Source organism: Saccharopolyspora spinosa NRRL 18395 (assembly GCF_000194155.1).
GTDB lineage: Bacteria > Actinomycetota > Actinomycetes > Mycobacteriales > Pseudonocardiaceae > Saccharopolyspora > Saccharopolyspora spinosa.
Genome location: NZ_GL877879.1, coordinates 1,561,588 through 1,583,724, shown reverse-complemented (window position 1 = coordinate 1,583,724; position 22,137 = coordinate 1,561,588). Strand labels below are relative to the sequence as shown.

Genomic DNA, 22,137 nt, shown 5'->3' with positions numbered 1-22,137 from the left:
CCAGAACATGACGACCAGGCCGAGTTGATCAACCCTCATGTGCGGAATGCCCGGCTAGCCGCGGGCGGGCGACGTTGTCGTAGGTCTCGGCGAGTGCTTGGCGCTCGGCATCGGTCAGGGTGTTCACCACGGCTCCACCAATGCGGCTAGCCTGCGCTCGCGGTCGGCCTGCAATGAGCGGGTGGCCTTGTGCATCTTGGCGGCCAGCTCGCGGCCGGACAGGTGGATGTACTTCTGTGTGGTCGAGAGATCCCGGTGGCCGGCGTACTGGGCGATCTCGTCGATCGTCCATCCGGCGCGGGCAAGATCGGTCAATCGCAGGTGGCGGAAGGTGTGCGTGGAGAGCTGGGGTACACCTGCCTGGGAGGCGATTCCGGCGACGATCTTCGACCAGCTCGCCGGCCCCAGGGGGTTGCCGCGGTTGCGTCGGGAGTGGCTCAGGAACAACCCGCCGTCGGCTCGGCCGAACTCTTGACCGCGCTGGCGTAGGTAGGACACCAGCAGCTGAGCGGAGGTGGTACCGAACGACACCTCGCGGGCACGCTTGGACTTCGTCGTCTCCGCCCGCAGGTGGATCAATGACCAGGCCGGCTCCAGATCGCCCGCCACCAACGAGACCAGTTCCTGGCGGCGCAGCGCGCCGTCGTAGGCGAAGGTCACCATCAGCCGGTTGCGCACCGGCTCGTGCTCGCACGCCCGCAGGATGCGGTCCCACGCAGGCTCGTTGGGAATCCACGGTGCTTTTTCCACCCGGCGCACCAGTCCCTGCTTCGCACGCCCGCCGTGGCGACTCGACTGGCCACGTCGGACCGGGTTGCGTTCGCGGAGTTCTTCCTCCACCAGGAAGTCGTAGAAGGAGCGAACCGCGATCACGCGCTGCTGGATGGTCGCGTTTGCCAGCCCGATGCCGCCTGAGCGGACGTTGGGACGCTGGAGCATGTCGCCGATCCACCCAGCCACCACATCGGGCCGTGCTGTCGCCGGGTCGGCGCCCCACGTCAGGCAGAACGCGAGATGGTCCTCGACGCTGCGGCCGTAGGCGTCCACCGTGTTCGGCGATCGCCCCAGGTTCGCGGTGAACTGGAGCCACCGGCGAGCCTCCGGATGCTGGCTCACCAGTGGAAAGTGTTCCCAATGCACTGTGATCATGAAGAAGCAACGTAGCTCCTCCAGATTCCACATAAGGCAACCCAGGCACGCCGATTTCACTGTCTGCCCGAAGCCTTGAGTGGCGAGATAGTCGACGCAGGTGTCGCGGTCCCACCCGAGTTCCAGCAGCGGGAACCTGTTGCGGAGATAGCGTACGTCGGCGTCCTTGGCCCGATGAACCTCGTCGGTGCTGATCCCGATCGCCTGTTCCGCGTAGACCCCTGTCGGCACTCGCTTGGGATGGGGATAGCCCAGAAGCTGGCGTGCTGCCTTTTTCAGCGGGACGATCTTGTACTCGCTGGTGCACTGGCGCCGGGCGAGTCCTTTCGAGCCGTCCGTGTTGAGCACGTGCAACGGCATCGACACGAACCGGTGTTTCGGGTCGAGTGCATCGGTTTTGATGTTCCCGGCTGAGACCGTGCGCACCGGGATGCTGAATCGCCGTGCGTGGGCACGCAGGCGCTTGAGGTTCGCGTAGACCGCGCGCGGTTCCCATCCTGTGTCGGCGAACAGTGCGTAGTCGAACTGTGGGATCGCCCCTTCGCAGGCCAGCAACAGTACCGCCGTGCTTTGTACACCGGCACCTAGGGACAACAATCGAAGGGCCGGGGACGAATCTCGGGTCGGGGCCGTGGTTCGGTGAGTCATGCGGCGTTCACCTGCCGCGCATTGTCGGTGTGAGCGTCGGTGAAAACGCCGAAGTCGGCCAGGAGCAGTGTTATCGCGTGGGTGGCTTGTTGGGGGACTACACCGTTGCCCAGTGCCCGGAGTTGGGCGGTGCGGGGGAGGGGGAGGTCGGTGACCCAGCCGGGTGGGAGTCCCATGAGGTGTTCGACGAAGCGTGGTGAGACGACGGGGCGGCCGTGCTTGCCCGGTTGGGTGGGAAACGGTGTGCGGCGTCTGAGTATTCGTTCCCACCGGTGGATCGCGGTGCTGTAGGCACCCCAGTCCACCGCGTGATCACCGGCTGCGGTCGGCAGCTCATCGTTTCGTGCGGCGTCGTCTTCGGTCAGGGGTTGTTGCCAGGGTTGGTGAGGAGATGGATGACTGCGGAGGGCAGCATCAGGTCTCCTTTGGAGCCGCGTTGTGCCGGGCATCCCTTCGTGCCGTCGGTCGCTCGCGGTGTCGGCAACAAGGCCTCGGGGGCCACCAAAGGCAGGATCTGTTGCGACAGCGGTGGTCGGAATCCGGTTCCGGCTTGCCGTCCGGGTGTTCCGGTGTCCGAGGCTCGTGGGGTGGGGAGAAGCAGTGTCTGGTCGGGCAGTGTGGGTCCGCTCTGCTGCGTTCGTTGGGTGCAGTTCTTGGTGTCCGAGGCCGTTGGTGTCGGGAGTTGCCGTAGATGGTCGAGTAGGGAGGGGCCGCCCTGTCTGCTGGCTGCGCTGATGCCGTTGGAGGTTCCGTCGTGTGCGGTGGGTGTGGGCATCATCGGTGTGGTCATGGTGGGGCCAGGCGAGGAGGAAGACGCGTTCTCGTCGGTGCGGGGCGCCGATGTCGCTGGCGCGAATGCTTCGCCATGCCGCGTCATACCCTGCTTCGGCCAGGTCGCCGAGTACGCGGTGCAGGCCGCCGTTTTTCCAGCGGAGCGCGGCGACGTTTTCCACGACGAGCAGCGGTGGTCGTAGTAGGCGAAGACCCGCCATGATGTCGGTCCACAGGCCACTGCGTTCGCCTTTCTCGATGCCTTTGCGCCGCCCGGCGGCGGAGATGTCTTGGCAGGGGAATCCGGCGGTGACCACGTCGACTCGTTCCACCGTGCGCCAGTTGATCGAGCGGAGGTCTCCGTGGTTGACGGAGGCGGGCATGCGGTGCGCCAGTAGCGCGGCGATGTGGGGGTCGGGGTCGGCGCACCACGCGATGCTGCCCCCGCCGAGCGCGGCGAGGACGCCGAGGTCCAGTCCTCCATAGCCGGTGCACAACGATCCCACGACCGGCCCCGCGGTGGCTGTGACGGACAACGTCGCCGCGGATGTGGGTACGGGCGGGGTGCTCATGCGGCCCAGCCCTGCGGCTCACTGCCCACTGCCGCTGCGACCAGTTCGCTGGGAGTGTCCACGAAGGACAATGGGCGGGGTCTTGCGGCGGGATAGTGTTCAGAACCCTGTGGGGTTACGGAACTCCCGGGAAAGGGCGGGCGGCGGAGGATGAGGACGTCCTCGTGGGCGATGGCGTGGGCGGGGATGCCGTGGGCGCGAAGCTTGCGGATGTAGTCGAGTTGGAAGAACGAAGTCCGAGGGATGAGGCGGCCGTCGCGGACGCCGGCGAGCAGGGCGATGCAGCGCTGGATGGGTTCGAGGCCGGCGTTGATGGCGGCGTCGAGGGTGAGTGAGGGGAAGTCGATGAGTGTGCCGTCGTGGCGGAAAGGGCGGGTGGTGATCGCTACGATCCCGCCGGGTTTCAGCAGGGGGAGGGCGGTGGTGAGGATGTCGGTGAAGCCGCGCAGCAGGGTCGGCAGGCTGCGGTGTGCGAGGTTGCCGCGGTCGTGGCTGTAGCGGTAGTCGCGTTTACGGACTCCACCCGAGGCGGTGGTGATCTGGCCGTGGAGGCTGGCGCCGTAGGGCGGAGAGGTCACCAGCAGCCCGACGCGGGCGGTGTGGGCACCGGCGAGGCGGGTGAGGGTGTGGCGGGCGTCGCCGTGCAGGACGTGTCCGGTGCCGGTGGCGCCGGATTGGGCGGCCAGGGCGAGGTTGGCCTGGGTGACGTCGACCCAGCGTTGTTCGTATTCGACGCCGAGGGCGTCGCGCCCTTGGTGGACGGCTTCGACGAGGGTGGTCCCGATCCCGCACATCGGATCGAGCACGTGGTCGCCGGGGGTGGTGAAAGCGGTGATGGCGTGGGCGGCGATCGCGGGCAGCATCTTGGCGGGGTGGGCGGTGGATTCGGGAATGTAGCGTCCCCGCCGCTGGGTTCGCGCGACGTGCTGGGCGGTGGGCCACACCGTCAGCGGCAGCTCGCGCAACGCGGTGCTGCTCCGGGGAGTTGGCATGGACGGTGGGTGGATGTGGTTCATGCCTGGCCTCCGGTCGGGTCACCCTGGGCGAGGAAGATCAGGACATCGGCGTGCGCCGGAACGTGGACCGGGTTGCGCGCCGACACGCGCTCGGTGGCCGCGCCGTGGTCGTCGGGGATGAGGAGGCGGTTGCCTTCGATGTGGGCGAGGACGGCGATGATGTGCTGCAGGTAGGCCAGGCCGGCGGTTTCCGCGGCGGTGATGATCGCGCCGGTGTGGTTGGCGAACCGTCCCGGGCCAGCGGGGTTGGCGGTGATCACGGCGAGTGCTCCGCCGGGCCGCAGCCACCGCGCCCAGGACGCGTACGGTTCGCCGGCCGAGGTCAGTACCGGCGCGGGAAGCTGGCAGGCCACCACCAGATCCACCGACCCCTGCGGCGGCATGTGCCCCGCGCGTTGCCGAGACCTGGGGGACCGGTGACGGATCGGCGGGGTGCCATCGGCGGATGTGGTGGGAATCGGTGCGGTGCGGAGGTGTCGGCCGGTCGCGGAGTCGAGGTGGGAGGCATACGCATCGGTGTCGGCCGAGGTAACGACGATGCTTTCTCGGTCGGGACCGAATTCCTCGATTACGCGATCGGTCAGCCGCTGGGAAATACTTCGGGTTTCTCCGGGTGAGGTGTTCGGCTGGGGGCCGCACAGCCAAATGCCCAAGGGAACGGGAGCACCGTGACTCCGAGGTTCCTCTCTGTTCTGTGGCGGCGCTGGCGGACCCGTGAGAGTGGCGGAGTTCGGGGGCATGGGTGTCATGCGTGGTTACTCCGTGATCGGCTACGGCGAAAGGTTCTGACGCCCTTCTAAAGCGCACCCGAGCCGCTGGATTCACATCACACTGAGCCTTTCCGGGTAACGGTTGGTCGCTGTGGGTGATCATGTTGTGCGGTCGTGTTCGGTGTGAAGGATGACGAGGGCGGCTTTGACGATGGTGCCGATTTTCCGGGGGCACAGGCTTATGTTGCGGAGTGCTTTGAAGGTCGTTTTGAGCACGGAGTTTCCGCGTTCCCCGATGGCTCGTTTGCCGTTGTGGGTCTTGTTGTGGGCTTTCTGGTCGTCGGTGAGTTCGCCGCCTTTCGGTTTCTTGAAGGCGACGGTGATGGTGCCGGATTCGCCTTCGTAGCCTAAATCGCCCAGGACGGGCAGGTCATCGCTGGTCCAGGCGGTGAGGGCGGGCATGATTTCGGGGTGGGCGCGGAGCGCGGTGGTGTCGTGCTCGCGGCCCGGGCGCACCTGGGAGGTCCATAGCGGCCAGCCGTCGGGGGCGGTGATGACCTGGATGTTGCCTCCGTGGTTGGAGTGTTTTCCCGACCACCACAGGTCCACGCCACGAGTGGGGCCGGGTGTACGGACCCGATCGGTTTCGATCAGGGTGCCATCGATGGAGATGTGGCCGTGGCCTGCGATTTTCGCTGCCAGCAGTGCTGATTCCAGTGCTGGAGCCTGGGCGGCGAGCACTGCGAATCCCTCATGGAGATAGGTGTATGCGGTGGAGGAGCTGATCGTGTGATCGACGGCCAGCTGTTTCACGCGAGTGCCGTCGAGAAACCAGCGCAGCACCAGGATCGCCTGCTTGTATGTGCTCAGCGATCTCCGGTGCTTGCGGGTGCCGCACCGCAGGCGTTGGGTGTGCAGCAAGCTCGACAGGTACAGCACGGTCAGGTCGCGTACCGGCAACGTCGCGGTGTATGTCACACTCATCAGGCGCGGAACTCCTATGAAGTTGATCTGTGGTAGGACCAAATTCATACCCGGGGTTCCGCGCTTTAACTTTGCATCACAACAACTTCGGCGTGTCACCGCCACACGCACCAGCCGCAGCCACGACGACTACCCAGAGCCACAGATGCTTACCCGGAAAGGGTCACTGCCCATATTTTTTTTGAATACGACCACGTCCGGTATCTCTATGCCGGTGCGGGCATGGTCTGGAGTGCTGTCTTCGACGCCGTGATCGATACTGCGCTGGCGCGCCCCGCTCTTCTCGGATCTCTGCGTCCAGCAGCGTCTGATCACCAACCACCGACCATGTGCTGGTGGTGCGTTGCGGATGCCGGCACCGCGACCGAACTTGGCCCCGTCGGTGTGGGCGGCTGATCATTCGCGCCGTCGCGGGCGGAGCGCTGGACCCTTCCGGGCAAGACGAGAGAGTGGTCCCGCCGCACACCACACTCGTGAACCACAAACGCAGCTACGTGATCGAGTTCCGTGCTACATGACGCGTCGAAGACCGAATGGCAGCCCTTGCCGGAGGAGCGGGTCCGTCTCCGCGGCGCGGTGGCAGTGCGGTGCGATGCCAAGGGCAGCCTGGACGTCGACTGAGGTCTCGCGGCTAACCCGCAGCGTCTCGATGATCCCGCTGCGCGTCTCGGTACCCGGACATCTCTCGAGCGTCTGGAACGGAGGAAACGAGACAGGGGTCTGGTGGGGCGTCGGGTGGGCAGGGACGGAACGCGCGCCTCTACGACGCACCTGGTCGCGGCCTGGCAGGGGGTTCTGTCGGTTGCCCCGGCCACGGGGTACGGGTGTGGTTCGCGGTTGGCGCCGGCGGGGTCGGCAAGGGGCCTCCGGCAGGGGCGGTCAAGCCCCGGAGCCGGGTTTTCAAGATTTTTCTCTGGAGATCGTTGCTGTGGCTCAGGGGTCTTGTTGTCGCCTTACGGTGTCCTTGCATCGCAGGTCAACCCCACCCTTACATCCTCTTGCGGTGCTGGGTGTGCTGCTTACGGATGACCAACAGCGGTCCTTACACGGTTCGGGTGGTGATCGTCATGTGAGGGAAGGGTAGGTCGGGTTCGGCGGCATGGACGGTGTCGTTGTTCGCCCCGGCCGCCGGGTGTTGGTGGCCGGTTCGTGGGAGGGCCGTGCCGTCATGACCGAGATAGATCTCGACCTGGTGGAGACCGATCAGACTTTCCTCGACGTTGACTTCGGGGCGGCGCCGGAGTGCGGTGAGGAAACGGTGTGTGATCTCGACGAGGTCTACGAACCGCTACCACCGCTGTCGGTGCTGAACGCCGCGGAGAACGCCTTCCGTCTGCTGTCCAGCGGCCCGGATCCCCTGGCGGTCGATGGTGCTGTGCTGGGGCGTGGGCTGCCCGCTCGGCGGATTCCGTTGGGTGAGTTGCGGTCGGTGTTGCTGCATCCGGCGACCTCGCATGCCGCGCGGGAGGCCGCTTGGCGCGAGCTGGTGTGCTCGGCTCAGGAGCGGGGTGCGGCGTGGGTGGTGGGTGCGGTGGGGGTGGCGCTGCCGGGGTTGCGCAACATCGCCGGGCAGCTCGCCACCGGCTACACCGGTGATGTCACGGAGGTGGATGCGGCGGTGCTGGCCGGGTTCACCGAGCGGATCAAAACGATCGATCCGGATGCGGGCATGCTGGCGGCCCGGTTGGTGTGGGCCGCGCAGCGCGCGGGCGCGAAGACGCGGGCGGCCGAGTGGGATGTCGCTGGTCGCATGGTGGCGTTGCCGGAGTCGATCGAACCGCCGCCGACGAGTGGGCATCCCGATTTGGTGCTGGCCGAAGCCGTCCGGGACGGATGTCTCACCGAGCGGGAGGCCGCGGTTATCGGGGCGAGCAGGTTGGAAGGTCTGTATTTGCGGGATCTGGCAGGCCCGTTGGGGTTGACGTATCGGCAGATCTGTTATTTGCGGGAAAAGGCCGAACGCAAGCTCGTCGCGTATCTCACCGATGGCGCGGTGGAAAAGATCTCCGCCGCCGATTGTGAATCCGCGGCGTAGGACTCGCTTTAGAAGGGTGAGGGAAAAGCGGGGTCGTGGGATCCGTGCACGAATCCAGTCCGCCGATCGCGATGCGGAATGACATGGCTCTGCTTTTTCTGCCTGCCAGTGAGGGAGGAACTTCCGTGTCGCCGCTGCGTCGTTTTTTCGACTGGGGTGTGTGGTGCCGGGGGTCGTGGAAAGGGGACGTGAGCATGCTGTTGCCGTCACCGCGCCGCCGCGTTCTCTTCGCGGTGCTGCGCGGAAGGGTGCGCTGGTGCGTGATCGTTGTGGTGGTCGCCGCGGTGATCTGGAGTGCGGGGACCGGATGGGCGTGGGCCCAGGCGCCGAAACCACCGGGAGATCTGCATCAGGTTGTGGAGAACCTGCGCGGTTATCTGGTGGGGTTTCTGGTGGCGTTGGCGACGTTGTTCCTCACCATCGGCGGCGTCCGGTATCTCGCCGCGGATGGGGATCCGGGGCAGGTCGAGCGGGCGAAGAAGAGCCTGCGGAACTCGCTGATCGGCTATGCGGTCGCGGTGCTGGCCGGGCCGATCCTCTCGGCCCTGCAACAGGTGGTGGGCGCCCCATGACCCACTCCCATCCCGCTGCAGGGGTTTCGGCGGCCGGTCGCCGCATCACCGCCACCTCGATCCAGAACCTGGTGTTGATCCTCGCCGCAGCGGTGGCGCTGATGCTCACCGGTCACGCTCCAGCGCAGGCCCAGCCGACCCCTGCGCTTGGCGAAAACCATATCCGTGCAGGTCATGCTGCGTGGTGGTACTCGTGAAGGATGCCACTCAGCCGGTCGTGTCGACCGATGTTGAGGGGGGGCGAGTTGCTCCGGTTTGGCGGCTGACGTAGGCAAAGGATGTAGCGGGCGCGCGTTCGCGATGCCTTGGTGGGGTCGGTGGGAGTTGTAGAAGTTTTCGAACTCGCGCAGGGCATGGAGGAGATGCCGCTGGTTCCAGATCAGGGTGCGGTCCAGGAGTTCGCGGCGGCAGGTCTGCACCCATCTTTCCATGATTGAGTTCATTCTCGGCATCTGGACGCCGCTGAGCACGACCTCAACCCTCGAATCCGACAGGACGGTATCGAACAGGGCTGGGAATTTGCCGTCGCGGACCAGGAACCGCGCCCGGCAGTCGCCGTCCTCGAGGTCCATGACGAGATTCTTTGCGGCTTGGATGACCCACGGGGCCGTCGGGTGTGCGGTGGCGCCCAGGATCCGGATCCTGTGGGCCTCGGAGAGTCATCGCCGCAGGTTAAGCGGCGTATCGGTATTCGTTGATGATGCCGCCGAGGACCCGCGTGCGGAGGACTTTGCGGGCGTTGATGTCGGGCATGGGGGCGGGCTGCTGGTGTGCGTTCGGTGGTAGCTGGTTGCGGGCCCTGTGGGGTCGGTGCTCGTTGTAGTGCCGCTGGTACTCGGCGAGGACTTTTCGCGCGTGGGTCTCGTTCAAGATGAGGATTTGGTCGAGGATCTCGTCGCGCAAGGTTCTAATGATCCGCTCGCAGTGCGCGTTCATCCGCGGCGCCTGTGGAGCGCTTTTGATCACTTCTATGTCCTCGGCCTTGAGGACGGTGTCGAAGGACGGGGAGTACTTGTCGTCGCGGTCTCGTAGGAGGAAGCGCAGCGACTCGACGCGCGTGCCCAGGTTGACGGCGAGATTCCGCGCCTGTTGCACGGTCCACTCTCGGGTCGGGTGCGCGGTGACGCCGGCGATGTGCAGGCGGCGTGTGCCGTGCTCAAGGAAGGCCAGCGCGTATAGCCCCTGGCCGAGCGCGGTGTCCAAGTGGAGGAAGTCGCAGGCGATGATGGTGTGGGCTTGGGCAGTGAGGAATTCGCGCCAGGTCGGTCCGGATCGGCGTGGGGCTGGGTCGACCCCAGCGGCGCGCAAGATCTTCCACACTGTCGAGGCGGCGATCGGGTGTCCGAGCCGAGCCAGTTCGCCTTGGACTCTCCTGTGGCCCCATCGCGGGTTCTCCCGGGCCAGGCGGACGACGAGCTTTTTGAGTGTCGCCTCGGTGGGCGGGCGGCCGGTTCGCTTGCGTTGGGCGCTGTAGTCCCACTTGGCGGCGACGAACCTGCGGTGCCAGCCGAGCAGGGTTGCTGGGGTGATGGGGAAGACATGAGCCCAGCGGCGCCGCGGTATGAGTGTGGACAGCGCCGCAAACCAGAGCCGGTCTGCCGGCTCGTACCGGACGGACCCTTGGATCTGTCGGCGCAGCACCGAGTTCTCGTGCCGCAGGACGAGCAGCTCGGCATCCTTGGCCGTATCACGACGCAGGAGCACGGCCGGGACGGACAGCAACTTCCGGGTCACCTTGTACAGCAACGACACGATCACTCGGGAATGATCCCAGTGAATGCCGAGTTGTTGTTTTCACCTGCAGCGATGACTAAACGAGCCCCACAGGTGTTCCCGGTGTTGCATCGCGCGGAGGTAGGAGTTGGCCACCCGATCCGCGGCTTCGCCCCCTCCCCACTGGCACAGGGCTGCCCCACTATGCCCACCGCCGCTGCTGGTGGGGTCGTCTTGTTCGGTGTAGCCGAGGTGGTGGTCTTTGATCAGCACCGGCCGCTCGGCGCGCGGCTGCTCGATGAGTCCGGTGTGGACCGTTCCGTCAGGGTCGACCCGGCGGCGGGAGGTGTAGCGGCCGTGCACGTAGGCCCAGCGTAGCCGGGGTTCTTCAGCACACCCAACACGCGGGCGTGGGTGAGTTTTCCCCAGCGCAGCTGCCCGGCCCAGACCCCGCCGTAGGCGCGCAGCGGGAACCGCCGCTCGGTGAAGGCGGCCACTGCCCCGTAGGCCGAGCCGGTCCGCTCGAACACGGTGAACAGGTCACGGATCGCGGCCTGGACCTCGGCATCGGGTTCGATCACGACGTCGCCGGCCTCGTCGGCTGCGAAGACGGCGTCGCAGGCGTTGGTGCACTTCGCATCCCGGTCGGAGCAGGAAGCGCAGCGAGTCCATGCGGCACCCCAGCGTCGTGGAGAGATTCCTGGCCTGCTGGACGGTCCACCGGGCGGTGGGATGGGCGGGCTTCTCGCGGTGACAACGCTGTGACAAGTCCGAGGGCTTGGGCTGCTCCGGTCTGTCTGGAGGTGGGTGTCTGTGGCCCGGTGCGGAGCGCGCCGGGGTATCACGCTGTCAGTCCTGTTGCTCTGGATGTGGGGATCTTTGGGCAGCGGGGAAGTTTAGGGTGAAGATCGCGCCGCCGCCGCTGGCATTGGCGGCGGTGGCGTGCCCGCCGTTTCGGTGGGCTATGAATGGGAAATCGTGACCGTGGCGTCGAAATCGATCTGCAGCAACCCGTTCAGGTCCGCCGCCCGCACCCGCCGCCCACGCCCGCCCCCGTGCCGCCGCTCTCGCGGACAGCACCCCCGGCAGATGCGCTTCGTCGATCCGGTCGAGCATTCGCCAGGTGGTCGGCATACTGGCCACCGGCCCGCACACTTGGTGCTGGTCACCGAAGACCTCAATATGCGAGACACAGTCCGCGCCATCAGCGATGGCCACCGCCATATCCGTGAACACCCGCCCGGGCGCATGCACCCACGGACCGGCATAGGTATCGGCCAACGCCTCATTCACCCCTGCGATCAGTCCGGTGTCCTCGGCCAACTCCCGCAACACCCTCTTTGTCAGGCTGGTGTGAGACACCCTGAGTGAGTCCGGGGTCTTGAGCGAGGGCGGGATCGGAGATCCTTGAACACGTGTCCACACCACCTGGCAAGCAGCCCCGGCCGTCCACCCCTGCCAACCAGGCCGACCCCGCACCGCGTCCCACGCGGCGAGTGTTCAGCACGGAGTACAAGCTGGCGATCGTCGCTGAGTACGAGAACGCCCCGAATGGGGAGAAAGGCGCGCTCCTGCGGCGGGAAGGCTTGTATTCCTCCCACGTCATCGAATGGACGCGAGCCCGTGACGCCGGTGTCCTCACGGTGGCACCGGACACACCGTCGGGCCCGGCGCGACGGAGGAAGTCCGCCGAGCAGATCGAATTGGAGAAACTTCGCCGCCAGAACGAGAAATTGAAGGCGGAACTGGCGAAGACGCAGATAGCGCTCGATATCATGGGAAAAGCGCGCATGCTCTTGGAAGGACTCTCCGAGAGCACGGACAACGACGGGCCGCCGAAGACATCATGACGACCGCGTTCGCCGAACTCCGCGATGCCGGAGTGTCAGTGAAGAAATCGTGCGTGCTGACGGAAATATCCCGCGCCACCCACTATCGGCACGCCCACCCGCAAGGCCGGCCGCACGGACCGTGGTTGCCGCGCACACCACCACCGCAGGCGCTGACCGACTCCGAGCGGGCGCAGGTGCTGAACCTGCTGGCCAGTCCCGCCTACCTTGATCTTGCGATCCCGCAGGTCTGGGCGCGTGAGCTGGACGAGGGCCGCTACTGATGCTCGATGTCCACGATGTATCGCATCGCCCGCGCCGCGGGCCAGGTCCGCGAGCGTCGCAAGCAGGCCACGCATCCGCCCCGGGTACGCCCAGAGCTTGCCGCTCGCGGTCCCAGCGAGGTGTGGTCCTGGGATATCACCGCGTTGAAAGGACCACTGAAAGGAGTTTGGTACAAATGTTACGTCATCATCGACATTTTCTCCCGCTATGTTACGGGGTGGTTGGTGGCCGCGGCTGAGGATGCGGTGGTGGCGAGAGATTTTCTCTGCGATGCCGTCCGTTGCAACGGGATCGAGCCGCACACGATCCACGCTGACCGGGGCGGTGCGATGGTGTCCAAGCCCGTGTCCGAGCTGCTCGTCGAATTAGGCGTGTTGCGGTCGCATTCCCGACCCCGTACGTCGAATGACAATCCGTACTCGGAAGCACAGTTCAAGACCATGAAGTACGTGCCGGATTTTCCTGAGCGGTTCGGGTCGCTGGAAGACGCCCGCGCCTTCTGCGATGGGTTCTTCCTTGCCTACAACCACGAGCATCGGCATTCCGGCATCGGGATGCACACCCCGGCCTCGGTGCATTTCGGCACCGCCGAGCAGGTCCATGTCCAGCGGCAACTCACCCTCGATCGGGCCCACGCGGCGCACCCCGAGCGGTTCGCCCGCCGTCCCAGGCCACCTCAGTTACCCGAGGTCGCCTGGATCAACCAGCCAGTCGATCAAGAACAAACCATCGAGTAGGCACACCCTGTCTCACTTGACTTGACAACTACGTGCGCCGTGGAAAGCGCTGCGTGACCGAGTGGAGGTGGAAGACCTGCACCGCGAGCCCCGTCGCAGCAGGGCTCGCGTAGCTGGCGGCAGCCCGACCCGAGGGGTGTCGGTGAGGGCGGGAGCAGCCGTGACAAAGCCGGGGCGGTCCAGTACTGCCAGATGGATCGGGCCCGGCGAGCGCGACGCAGAGGTGTACGAGAGGAACCGGCGTTTACGTCCCGTAATGAGTCACCGGCCCGAAATCTGGCGGATCTGGGCCGGTCGCGGCGCGCACCCGCTCCCTCATCGCGGAGCGGGGAACTCCTGGGCAGGTCTGTGTTTGCAGGCTCAGGAGGCCACGGTGAATAGCCTGCGGCGTAACCGTGGCGAGGCCGCCGGGACAGAGTCGGGCACCTACTGCGATGAACGGTCAGCAGTGAACACGGGAACCGTTCCGGTCCTCGCCACCTGCCGTGCTGCCAGCGCGGTCGGAGTGGCTGGGTCCACCGCCGGCTGATCGGGCCGGAACGGGGCGGAGCCGCTGTAGTACTCGGAGCCAGGGAAAACCTGGCACGTGGGGAAGGGCGGCAGCGGTTTCGAGAAGGGACGGAGACTGCAATGTCAGAAGACGCGCCGCCGAACGGCAGCGCTCCGGCTGGAGAGGTCCCTGCGGGGGCGTCGGGCCGGGTACTGGAGATGCAGACCAAGCTTCACCGTTGGGCGGCGGCCGATCCTGGCCGCAGGTTCGACGACCTGTTCAACCTCGCTGCGCCACGAAAGCGCCTTGTCATATCCCCGGTCAAGCCGGGAGGAACTCGGAGGGAGGTTCCTGGGTCCGATGGCTAACCTGAATCCGAAAGGTGCAGGGAACAATAGCATGCCAGGAAAGTAACGCTCGCGTTCAGGCGTATGAAGCGAGGCGTTGCGGGACCCGTGCGATACGGATAAAGCTAAACTGCCTAGACCTCAATCTCCAGAAGGTGCAAGAGCACGCCCACCGGAAATAACGCCTGATACCGGTGCCGCAACCTGCATCGGCATCACGAGGTGGCCGATGCAACCTCCGGGATGTGGAGCGATGCCCAACGAGGGCATTCAAGGAGATAAGTGAGGATCCTAAGTCGCACTATTACGTATGACAGGGACGAACGTGGGATCACCTAAGGGGCGCGAGCCCTAAGGTGACAGAGGCCCCGCAGTAGTCGTAGGAGTAACGCCCTACCAAGGAGGACGGGAAGGCCGTCCGCAGGGCCAAGGGGGCCAGGTGATCGGATACTCGAAGGCTGGGAGGTATGCGAAATTGCAGAGCGCCGAAACAGTGCTGGGTGTCCTCCGTGAACGCGGTAGGCGTGGCCTGCCGTGCAATGAATTGTTCCGACAGCTTTTCAACCCGCAGATGTACTTATTGAGCCTTTCCGGGTAACGGTTGGTCGCTGTGGGTGATCATGTTGTGCGGTCGTGTTCGGTGTGAAGGATGACGAGGGCGGCTTTGACGATGGTGCCGATTTTCCGGGGGCACAGGCTTATGTTGCGGAGTGCTTTGAAGGTCGTTTTGAGCACGGAGTTTCCGCGTTCCCCGATGGCTCGTTTGCCGTTGTGGGTCTTGTTGTGGGCTTTCTGGTCGTCGGTGAGTTCGCCGCCTTTCGGTTTCTTGAAGGCGACGGTGATGGTGCCGGATTCGCCTTCGTAGCCTAAATCGCCCAGGACGGGCAGGTCATCGCTGGTCCAGGCGGTGAGGGCGGGCATGATTTCGGGGTGGGCGCGGAGCGCGGTGGTGTCGTGCTCGCGGCCCGGGCGCACCTGGGAGGTCCATAGCGGCCAGCCGTCGGGGGCGGTGATGACCTGGATGTTGCCTCCGTGGTTGGAGTGTTTTCCCGACCACCACAGGTCCACGCCACGAGTGGGGCCGGGTGTACGGACCCGATCGGTTTCGATCAGGGTGCCATCGATGGAGATGTGGCCGTGGCCTGCGATTTTCGCTGCCAGCAGTGCTGATTCCAGTGCTGGAGCCTGGGCGGCGAGCACTGCGAATCCCTCATGGAGATAGGTGTATGCGGTGGAGGAGCTGATCGTGTGATCGACGGCCAGCTGTTTCACGCGAGTGCCGTCGAGAAACCAGCGCAGCACCAGGATCGCCTGCTTGTATGTGCTCAGCGATCTCCGGTGCTTGCGGGTGCCGCACCGCAGGCGTTGGGTGTGCAGCAAGCTCGACAGGTACAGCACGGTCAGGTCGCGTACCGGCAACGTCGCGGTGTATGTCACACTCATCAGGCGCGGAACTCCTATGAAGTTGATCTGTGGTAGGACCAAATTCATACCCGGGGTTCCGCGCTTTAACTTTGCATCACAACAACTTCGGCGTGTCACCGCCACACGCACCAGCCGCAGCCACGACGACTACCCAGAGCCACAGATGCTTACCCGGAAAGGGTCATTGGCCTACGGGCGCCTGTACTCTAACCACGGAGCCATGACACCTGGGGTCGATGGAGAAACCGCGGATGGCATGTCAATGGCTAAGATCGAGCGCGTCATCGACGCGGTGCGCCACGAGCGCTTCCGATTCAAGCCAGCCAAGCGCATCTATATCCCAAAAAAGAACGGGAAGCAGAGACCACTTGGCCTGCCTTCATGGTCGGATAAACTCGTCGGCGAAGTGATCCGTCTCTTACTTGAGGCATATTACGAGCCGCGATTATCCGACCGTTCGCACGGTTTTCGTCCAGGCAAGGGATGCCATACCGCGCTCAGTGAAGTGGCGGATCTATGGACTGGCACGACCTGGCTTATCGAGGGTGATATCTCAGACTGCTTCGGGAGTTTCGACCATGAGGTCATGCTCTCTACGCTGGCCGAAAGAATCCACGATAACCGGTTCCTCCGGCTGATCAAACAGATGCTGCAAGCCGGATATCTGGAGGATTGGGTGTGGAACGAAACGCTTAGTGGGGCCCCGCAAGGTGGTGTGGTTTCACCAATCCTCTCCAATCTGTACTTGGATCGGTTAGACAAGTTCGTCGAAACAGTTCTGGTACCGCAGTACACCCGAGGAGAGAGCAGGGCACCCAACCCTGCATATGCAAGGGTGAGAATGGCGGCGGTGCGCGCTCGGAAACGCGGTTTCGCGCCCGCGGCACGCGAGTTGCGTAAGCAGTTGCGGGGCACGCCTAGCAAGGACCCTCAGGATCCGGGCTACAGGCGGCTTCGCTACTGCCGTTACGCCGATGACACCCTTCTCGGGTTCGCTGGCCCGAAGGCCGAAGCCGAGCAAATCAAGCAGTGCCTGGCGCAGTTCCTGCGGGATGATCTCAAGCTGGAACTGAACCCGGACAAGACGCTGATCACGCACGCCCGTACCGAGGCTGCGTCGTTCCTCGGCTACGAGATCACTGTCCAGCACAGCGCGACCCGTCCGTCCGTCAACGGCAGTGTCGCACTGCGCGTTCCACGGCAAGTGATCAAAGCCAAGTGTGCCCCTTATCTGAAGCACGGAAAGCCCGAGCGCCGAACCGAGTTGCTGAATCGTAACGACCTCACGATCGTCAGCACGTACGGAGCGGAATTTAGGGGACTCGCCCAGTATTATCTGCTGGCCGGCGACGTCTGGAGACTGAGCCGGCTGAAATGGGTCGCACAGACCTCGATGCTCAAAACGCTGGCCGCCAAGCACCGTTCGACGGTGTCAGCGATGGCCCGCAAGTACAGGGCCAAGATCTCGACACCAGATGGACCCCGGACGTGCTACGAAGCCAGCGTCCCACGAGCAGGCAGAAAACCACTGGTCGGAAGGTTCGGCGAAATCCCGCTGAAACGGCAGAAGAAGGCGGTTCTGCAAGACCGCCCGGTAGTCCGGCCCGTTGCCCGCAAAGAGCTGATCACACGGCTCCGCATGGGCAGATGTGAACTATGCGAGCAGAAGGACCAGGTGGAAGTCCATCAGGTCCGAAAACTCGCCGACCTCACCGAACCTGGACAACCACAGCCCCCGTGGGCGCAACACATGGCCAAGAAGCGGAGAAAGACCCTCGTGGTCTGCCCCCGCTGCCATGAGGACATCCATACGGGGCAACCAACCGCGTTATTAACGGAGTAGTCACTGGAGAGCTACGTGCACCGAAAGGTGCCCGCGTGGTTCGGACCGGGGGCCGCTGGAGCAGGACCGTGGCGACACGGCACCTCGCCAGCGGCCTACCGGTGTTGCACGACCCGGCGACGCTGATCGTGGCGTTCAACCGGGTCGCGGGCAACCAAGGAGCCCGGACCGCCGGCGTGGATGGCTTGACGGCCTTCGACGTCGAACGGGACATCGGCGCCTTGGAATTCCTCGACGGTCTGCGTTCGGACGTGAAGTCCGGCGAATTCCGGCCCCTGCCGGTGAAGGAGCGAAAGATCCCCAAACCAGGTGGGTCAGGGAAACTGAGAAACCTCGGTATTCCCACCGTGGCCGACCGGATCGTCCAGTCTGCGCTGAAACTGGTGCTGGAGCCCATTTTCGAGGCCGACTTCCTGCCGATCTCCTACGGGTTCCGGCCTAAGCGGCGTGCTCAGGACGCGATCGCCGAGATCCAACGCTTCGGCACCAAGGGCTATCTCTGGGTGCTCGACGCCGACATCGAAGCGTGCTTTGACGAAATTTCGCAACCCGCTCTCATGGACCGGGTGCGAGCCAGAGTCAAGGACAAGCGGGTCCTGGCATTGGTGAAAGCGTTCCTCAAAGCCGGGATCATGACCGAGTCCGGCAGTACACGAGAGACGCACACCGGCACGCCGCAAGGCGGCATCCTCTCGCCGTTGCTGGCCAACATCGCGCTGTCTGCGCTCGATGAGCATTGGCACCGCGACTGGTTGCCCGGTGGGCGGATGGAAAGCCCGTACCAGCGCAGGAAACGTCGTCGGCACGGCCAGGCCAACTGGCGGATCGTCCGCTACGCGGACGATTTCGCGATCTTGGTCCACTGCTCCGCCGAGGACACCCGCAGCATCCAGGACGAAGTGGCCCAAGTACTCGAACCCCTGGGATTGAAGCTGTCACAAGCGAAAACCAGGATCGTGAACATGGCCGATGGGTTCAGCTTCCTCGGGTTCCACATCCAGTGGCGCCGCAAACCAGGAAGTACCAAATGGTACGTCTACACGTTCATCGCCGACCGGCCCATCCGATCGGTGAAGGACAAGATCCGTGCCCTGACCCGCAGGACGTCACAGGCAGACCCGAAGGACGTGCTGATCCGGCTCAACCAGATCGTGCACGGCTGGGCCAACTACTTCCGGCACGCAGTCGCGAAATACACCTTCCACATGCTCGGGGATTTCCTCTGGCGTCGCGTGATCATGTGGCTCAAGACAAATGCATCGCTGGTCGTGGAAGGACATCCGCAAGCGGCTTCTCGGCCCGCACGGGGCTTGGTTGCCGATCACCGCGGACGACATCGAGTTGATCAACTTGTCGCGGACACCGCCGATCACCCGGTACCGCTACCGCGGCAACACGATCCCCAGCCCTTGGCCAACCTGACAACCACCCGACCACAGCAACCGTGGAGAGCCCGGTGCTCAGTAATGGGCACGCCGGGTTCGGCGAGCGGCCTGGAGAAACGGACCGGCGGCAACACCGGCACCGCGCTCCAGGCCGACTCAACCGACATCCCCACCCCGGCATGCGACACCACACCACGCCCATCGGCGCTGACCCTGACCCGCTTCGGCCGCTTGCTACCCTTCACCCGCGAAGTGCCTTCCCGTTCGGCGGACTGGACCCTCAACAAGTCCCAGTTTCCCTTACGAGACAGGCACTTCGCCCTACTCCCGATCCATGTCACACCAACCCGCGCGAAACAGCTGGGCTAACAGGACGCTTGCAGTCATAGTGTGGTAGCTACTCATTCAAGTGGGTGTCACTGGGTTGACGACCCGCCTACCCCTGACCGGCTACTCGGAAGGGTAGTTGCAGTCGTAATGGCGCTGGCGGAGGCTTTCTGTGGAAGCTCGTTCGCGCAACTTTCGACCTTCACATGGACGTTGGGGCACGAGGATGGCCGCCAATGGATGTGGTCATCGACGGATGCGTCCGCATCACCACAGATGGAGAGGTTTAACAAATGACAGAAGCGCCCCAGGACGCAGTAGCATTCCGCAACGAAGCGGAGCTCAGACGACGCAATCGGGCCACCGTCGAAGAATATCTGCGAGTTACCGAAGGTGAGCCTCGCTTGCAACGTCATCATTTGTTCACCGATGACGGCACCGAGCGCGGCGGCCTGTGGACGACGGACACCGGTGAGCCGGTATTCGCGACCGGGAAGGACAACCTGTATTCCATGGCCGCCTGGTCGTTGGAGTGCTTCCCGGACTGGAAGTGGATCAATGTGGAGATCTACGAGACGCAGGATCCGAACCGGTTCTGGGTCGAATGCGACGGCGAGGGGCAAATTCTCTTCCCCGATTACCCACCAGGGCATTACAAGAACCATTTCATCCATTCGTTCCTGCTGGAAAACGGCAAGATCAAAGAGATCCGCGAATTCATGAACCCGTGCCAGCAGATGCGCGCGCTGGGGATCGAGGTACCGGTGATCAAACGAGGTGGTATACCCGCATGAGACCTCCACATCGCGGTTACAACACGAGGGTGCCGTGTGCGACCACGACCGCCGCACCGACCACCTCCACCTGATCGATCAGCTCGCCTGCGCCCTCGACCGTCGCGTACATGGTCGAGGGCCGGCCGATTTCGACACCCTGGCGAATCGTGATCTGGCTGCCGAATGCGATCCGGCCGTACCGGGCTAGGTGGACCGCCAGTGGACCTGCGGCCGAGCCGGTGGCCGGGTCTTCGGCGACCCCGTACGCGGGTGAGAACATCCGCAACCGCCAATTGGTGCCCGCGCCGGCGAAGCAGAGCGCGGCCATGTCGGGGAATTTGGCGAGCACCCGGAGGTCCGGGTGGATCGCCTCCAGCGCCGCCACGTTGCCGAGCCCGACGTAGACGTGCCGAGGCCCGTTCCGGTAGGCATCGACCGGTAGCTCGGAAGCCGGGACGCCAAGACCTTCCAGCAGTTCGTCAGCATGCTCGTACGGTTGCCAACTCGGGATCGGCTGCAGCATCCTGGCGGCGACGATCTTCCCGTTCGCGCGCTCGAACCAAAAGGTGATCACCCCGACTTCGGTCTCCAGTCGGATCGTGTCCTGGTTCGTCTCCGCACCAAGCACGATGGCAGTCCCAAGCGTGGGGTGCCCGGCGAAGGGCAGCTCGTTCACCGGTGTGAAGATCCGGACCCGCGCGTCGGCAACCTCGCGGGCGGGAAGCACGAACGTGGTTTCCGACAAATTCATCTCCCTGGCGATGCGTTGCATCTGCTCTGTGGACAGGCTGGCGGCGTCGATGAAAACAGCCAGCGGATTGCCCTCCAGCGGAGTTGCGGTAAAGACGTCGGTGATTACGTAAGCGTGGTTCGGCACCGTTCTCCTCGTCGTGCGTTGTCCGGAAGTTGCGCATCAATGCCTCAGTCGCCTGCGGCGGCTTCGCCAGCCAGGGCGCCGAAAACGAGTGCTTGCCCGAGAGTGCCACCGGTACCCGGGTAGGCGAACCCGAACGGACTGGCCGCGACATTGCCCGCAGCGTAGAGCCCGCGAATCACACCACCTTCGACGTGCAGTACCCGCCCGTGCGGGTCGGTGCGGGGACCGCCTTTCGTCCCGCCAACCCCGGCATGAACCGGCAGGGCGTAGAAAGGCGGTTCGGTGAGCGGCCGCAGGGTGGGATGCGTCGCCTGTGGATCTCCCATCGCCCGGTCGTACGCGTTGGTGCCGCGCCCGAACTCCGGGTCGAGTCCGTCCTTGGCCGCCGCATTGAACCGTTCGATGGTCTGGATCAGCGTCTCGGCGTGGACGTCGATGAGATCGGCGAGTTCGGCGAGAGTACCTCCGCACGGAAGCCAGTCCGGGGCATAAGCATCTCGCCGGACCGGGCCGACGGTGTAGTCGCGCCGGTGAATCGCGTCGAAGATCAGCCATGACGGGTCCCGCTCGAAGCAGAATTCCGTTGGCTCGAACGCGTGCAGCGCCCGGCCGACGTCGTTGTAGTTCTGGGCTTCGTTGATGAACCTGCGGCCACGCCGATCTACCATGAGCGTGCCAGGGCGCGCGCGTTCGGCGAACAGCATCCGGTGCAGCGATTCCCCGTCGATCTCCGCGTCGGGGTCAGGCGTCGTTGGACACCACCACGCCTCGGACATGTTGCCGAGTGAGGCCCCCATGGACATCGCCATTCGCAGGCCGTCACCACGCGCGCCGGGTGCGCCCACACAGCCAAGCACCGGCATCCGCAAGAACGCGTTGACGAGTGCGGTATCCCGCTCGAAACCACCGCTTGCCAACAACACCCGACCACGCAGCCGCTGACCACGGGCGTCGACACCGGTCACCGTGCCATCGTCGCAGACGAGTTTCGTAGCCCTTGCTGTAGTCCGAAAGCTGACACCCGCCGTGTGGGCCGCGATCAGCAGCGCGGCCACGAGTGCCTGCCCTCCGGTGACCGTACCGGTTCGCCGTCGTTGGTTGACCACATCCAGCGAAAGCTGGCCAGCGGCCAATTCGGCGAGCATCGCAGGCAGGCGCCACGGCAGCGGCGGCCGCAGTTGGTGGGTGAGGCTGGGCTCGATCTGCAGCGCGCACGGTTCGAGGGAGCGACCGCCTTCCATGCCGCCAGGCAGCTCGGAATGGCAATCCGGATATGGCAGCAGGCTCCATTGCAGCGGGGACGTGCCTTCCAACCACCGTAGTATTCGTGGTCCCGCGTCGAGGAACCGGTTGACGAGGCGGGGGTCGACGTCGCCGACCGCGAGCGAGCACAGATACCTGTGCGCCTTCTCCGCGCAGTCGCGGCCTCGCCCTGCTGCTTCTACATGGTTGTTCGGCACCCACACCGCACCGCTGGAGAGCGCCGTCGTCCCGCCCAAGGTCGACGTCGCCTCCAGGACGGTGACGTCGGCGCCAGCCGCCCGCGCGGCGAGGGCCGCGGACAGGCCGGCCGCGCCGGAACCGATCACGATGACGCCAGGACGCATGACCGGCCTCCGAGACGTGATTCCAACTGCATGCTGCGC

20 protein-coding genes and 1 pseudogene are annotated in these 22,137 nt (G+C 64.8%); 9 read left to right on the top strand and 12 right to left on the bottom strand.

Features of this window, described 5'->3' with window-relative positions:
• Positions 1-123: 123 nt before the first annotated feature.
• The 5 genes from SSPN_RS51980 to SSPN_RS0126390 all read right to left on the bottom strand — a co-directional run bounded on the left by SSPN_RS51980 (position 124) and on the right by SSPN_RS0126390 (position 5,850).
• Complete coding sequence (locus tag SSPN_RS51980) at positions 124-1,704, bottom strand: tyrosine-type recombinase/integrase (protein ID WP_010310947.1); 1,581 nt, start codon at positions 1,702-1,704, stop codon at positions 124-126.
• Positions 1,705-1,793: 89 nt separating this feature from the next.
• A complete protein-coding gene (locus SSPN_RS51975) occupies positions 1,794-3,140 on the bottom strand; it encodes a DNA cytosine methyltransferase (protein WP_044574967.1) in 1,347 nt (448 codons plus the stop codon).
• Positions 3,137-4,156, bottom strand: coding sequence for a TRM11 family SAM-dependent methyltransferase (locus SSPN_RS0126400; RefSeq protein WP_010310942.1), 1,020 nt, complete (start codon positions 4,154-4,156; stop codon positions 3,137-3,139). Before SSPN_RS0126400 ends, SSPN_RS51975 begins: the two co-directional genes overlap by 4 nt.
• Positions 4,153-4,539: a hypothetical protein gene (locus SSPN_RS45865; protein ID WP_010310939.1), complete on the bottom strand. Its 387-nt coding sequence runs from the start codon at positions 4,537-4,539 to the stop codon at positions 4,153-4,155. Before SSPN_RS45865 ends, SSPN_RS0126400 begins: the two co-directional genes overlap by 4 nt.
• A 486-nt stretch (positions 4,540-5,025) precedes the next feature.
• Positions 5,026-5,850, bottom strand: a complete 825-nt coding sequence (locus SSPN_RS0126390; protein ID WP_029535146.1) for an HARBI1 family protein — start codon at positions 5,848-5,850, stop codon at positions 5,026-5,028.
• A 1,099-nt stretch (positions 5,851-6,949) separates the two neighbouring features.
• Between SSPN_RS0126390 and SSPN_RS0126385 the strand changes: the two genes are divergently transcribed.
• From SSPN_RS0126385 to SSPN_RS55435, 3 genes are all read left to right on the top strand, one after another.
• Positions 6,950-7,885: a hypothetical protein gene (locus SSPN_RS0126385; RefSeq protein ID WP_010310937.1), complete on the top strand. Its 936-nt coding sequence runs from the start codon at positions 6,950-6,952 to the stop codon at positions 7,883-7,885.
• A gap of 194 nt (positions 7,886-8,079) precedes the next feature.
• Positions 8,080-8,457, top strand: coding sequence for a pilin (locus SSPN_RS45855; protein ID WP_044575650.1), 378 nt, complete (start codon positions 8,080-8,082; stop codon positions 8,455-8,457).
• Positions 8,454-8,654: a hypothetical protein gene (locus SSPN_RS55435; protein ID WP_010310930.1), complete on the top strand. Its 201-nt coding sequence runs from the start codon at positions 8,454-8,456 to the stop codon at positions 8,652-8,654. Before SSPN_RS45855 ends, SSPN_RS55435 begins: the two co-directional genes overlap by 4 nt.
• A gap of 147 nt (positions 8,655-8,801) precedes the next feature.
• On the opposite strand, the pseudogene SSPN_RS60355 reads toward SSPN_RS55435, so the two are convergent.
• The 4 genes and pseudogenes from SSPN_RS60355 to SSPN_RS0126360 all read right to left on the bottom strand — a co-directional run.
• Positions 8,802-8,888 (bottom strand): annotated as a pseudogene (locus SSPN_RS60355) (hypothetical protein); the annotation flags it as partial.
• Between the two features lie 241 nt (positions 8,889-9,129).
• Positions 9,130-10,209: an integrase core domain-containing protein gene (locus SSPN_RS0126370; RefSeq protein ID WP_202798790.1), complete on the bottom strand. Its 1,080-nt coding sequence runs from the start codon at positions 10,207-10,209 to the stop codon at positions 9,130-9,132.
• Between the two features lie 227 nt (positions 10,210-10,436).
• On the bottom strand, positions 10,437-10,751 hold the full coding sequence (locus SSPN_RS57060; protein WP_010310929.1) for a recombinase: 315 nt from the start codon (positions 10,749-10,751) through the stop codon (positions 10,437-10,439).
• A 268-nt stretch (positions 10,752-11,019) separates the two neighbouring features.
• Positions 11,020-11,493 carry a hypothetical protein gene (locus SSPN_RS0126360; protein WP_143539706.1) on the bottom strand — a complete coding sequence of 158 codons (474 nt, stop codon included), beginning with the start codon at positions 11,491-11,493 and terminating at the stop codon, positions 11,020-11,022.
• 173 nt (positions 11,494-11,666) lie between these two features.
• On the opposite strand from SSPN_RS0126360, the gene SSPN_RS0126355 reads away from it, so the two are divergent.
• The 3 genes from SSPN_RS0126355 to SSPN_RS45845 are packed head-to-tail and all read left to right on the top strand — an operon-like array spanning position 11,667 to position 13,021.
• Complete coding sequence (locus SSPN_RS0126355; RefSeq protein ID WP_010310196.1) at positions 11,667-12,020, top strand: hypothetical protein; 354 nt, start codon at positions 11,667-11,669, stop codon at positions 12,018-12,020.
• The gene (locus SSPN_RS45850) at positions 12,017-12,283 is read left to right on the top strand and encodes a hypothetical protein (protein WP_010310197.1); all 267 of its coding nucleotides are present in this window, start codon (positions 12,017-12,019) and stop codon (positions 12,281-12,283) included. The genes SSPN_RS0126355 and SSPN_RS45850 overlap by 4 nt, the downstream gene beginning before the upstream one ends.
• A 15-nt stretch (positions 12,284-12,298) precedes the next feature.
• Positions 12,299-13,021: a DDE-type integrase/transposase/recombinase gene (locus SSPN_RS45845; RefSeq protein WP_158309649.1), complete on the top strand. Its 723-nt coding sequence runs from the start codon at positions 12,299-12,301 to the stop codon at positions 13,019-13,021.
• A 1,455-nt stretch (positions 13,022-14,476) separates the two neighbouring features.
• Here SSPN_RS45845 and SSPN_RS0126345 read toward each other — a convergent pair.
• The gene (locus SSPN_RS0126345) at positions 14,477-15,301 is read right to left on the bottom strand and encodes an HARBI1 family protein (protein ID WP_029535146.1); all 825 of its coding nucleotides are present in this window, start codon (positions 15,299-15,301) and stop codon (positions 14,477-14,479) included.
• 244 nt (positions 15,302-15,545) lie between these two features.
• On the opposite strand from SSPN_RS0126345, the gene SSPN_RS0126340 reads away from it, so the two are divergent.
• The 3 genes from SSPN_RS0126340 to SSPN_RS0126325 all read left to right on the top strand — a co-directional run bounded on the left by SSPN_RS0126340 (position 15,546) and on the right by SSPN_RS0126325 (position 19,632).
• Positions 15,546-17,126, top strand: coding sequence for a reverse transcriptase/maturase family protein (locus tag SSPN_RS0126340; RefSeq protein WP_202798913.1), 1,581 nt, complete (start codon positions 15,546-15,548; stop codon positions 17,124-17,126).
• A 68-nt stretch (positions 17,127-17,194) separates the two neighbouring features.
• Positions 17,195-18,880, top strand: a complete 1,686-nt coding sequence (gene ltrA, locus SSPN_RS45840) for a group II intron reverse transcriptase/maturase (RefSeq protein ID WP_010310922.1) — start codon at positions 17,195-17,197, stop codon at positions 18,878-18,880.
• A 251-nt stretch (positions 18,881-19,131) separates the two neighbouring features.
• A complete protein-coding gene (locus SSPN_RS0126325; protein ID WP_029535735.1) occupies positions 19,132-19,632 on the top strand; it encodes a PhzA/PhzB family protein in 501 nt (166 codons plus the stop codon).
• Positions 19,633-19,648: 16 nt separating this feature from the next.
• Here the strand turns inward: SSPN_RS0126325 and SSPN_RS0126320 are convergent, their stop codons facing one another.
• Entirely contained in the window at positions 19,649-20,491 is an 843-nt protein-coding gene (locus tag SSPN_RS0126320; protein WP_010310917.1) for a PhzF family phenazine biosynthesis protein, read from the bottom strand.
• Positions 20,492-20,535: 44 nt separating this feature from the next.
• On the bottom strand, positions 20,536-22,098 hold the full coding sequence (locus SSPN_RS0126315) for an FAD-dependent oxidoreductase (protein ID WP_010310915.1): 1,563 nt from the start codon (positions 22,096-22,098) through the stop codon (positions 20,536-20,538).
• Between the last annotated feature and the right edge of the window lie 39 nt (positions 22,099-22,137).

Coding starts and splice junctions, on each gene's coding strand:
- SSPN_RS51975 (WP_044574967.1), bottom strand. CDS start 3,140: ATGAGCACCCCGCCCGTACCCACATCCGCGGCGACGTTGTCCGTCACA.
- SSPN_RS0126400 (WP_010310942.1), bottom strand. CDS start 4,156: ATGAACCACATCCACCCACCGTCCATGCCAACTCCCCGGAGCAGCACC.
- SSPN_RS45865 (WP_010310939.1), bottom strand. CDS start 4,539: ATGCCGCCGCAGGGGTCGGTGGATCTGGTGGTGGCCTGCCAGCTTCCC.
- SSPN_RS0126390 (WP_029535146.1), bottom strand. CDS start 5,850: ATGAGTGTGACATACACCGCGACGTTGCCGGTACGCGACCTGACCGTG.
- SSPN_RS0126385 (WP_010310937.1), top strand. CDS start 6,950: ATGGACGGTGTCGTTGTTCGCCCCGGCCGCCGGGTGTTGGTGGCCGGT.
- SSPN_RS45855 (WP_044575650.1), top strand. CDS start 8,080: ATGCTGTTGCCGTCACCGCGCCGCCGCGTTCTCTTCGCGGTGCTGCGC.
- SSPN_RS55435 (WP_010310930.1), top strand. CDS start 8,454: ATGACCCACTCCCATCCCGCTGCAGGGGTTTCGGCGGCCGGTCGCCGC.
- SSPN_RS45850 (WP_010310197.1), top strand. CDS start 12,017: ATGACGACCGCGTTCGCCGAACTCCGCGATGCCGGAGTGTCAGTGAAG.
- SSPN_RS45845 (WP_158309649.1), top strand. CDS start 12,299: ATGTATCGCATCGCCCGCGCCGCGGGCCAGGTCCGCGAGCGTCGCAAG.
- SSPN_RS0126345 (WP_029535146.1), bottom strand. CDS start 15,301: ATGAGTGTGACATACACCGCGACGTTGCCGGTACGCGACCTGACCGTG.
- SSPN_RS0126340 (WP_202798913.1), top strand. CDS start 15,546: ATGGCTAAGATCGAGCGCGTCATCGACGCGGTGCGCCACGAGCGCTTC.
- SSPN_RS0126325 (WP_029535735.1), top strand. CDS start 19,132: ATGACAGAAGCGCCCCAGGACGCAGTAGCATTCCGCAACGAAGCGGAG.
- SSPN_RS0126315 (WP_010310915.1), bottom strand. CDS start 22,098: ATGCGTCCTGGCGTCATCGTGATCGGTTCCGGCGCGGCCGGCCTGTCC.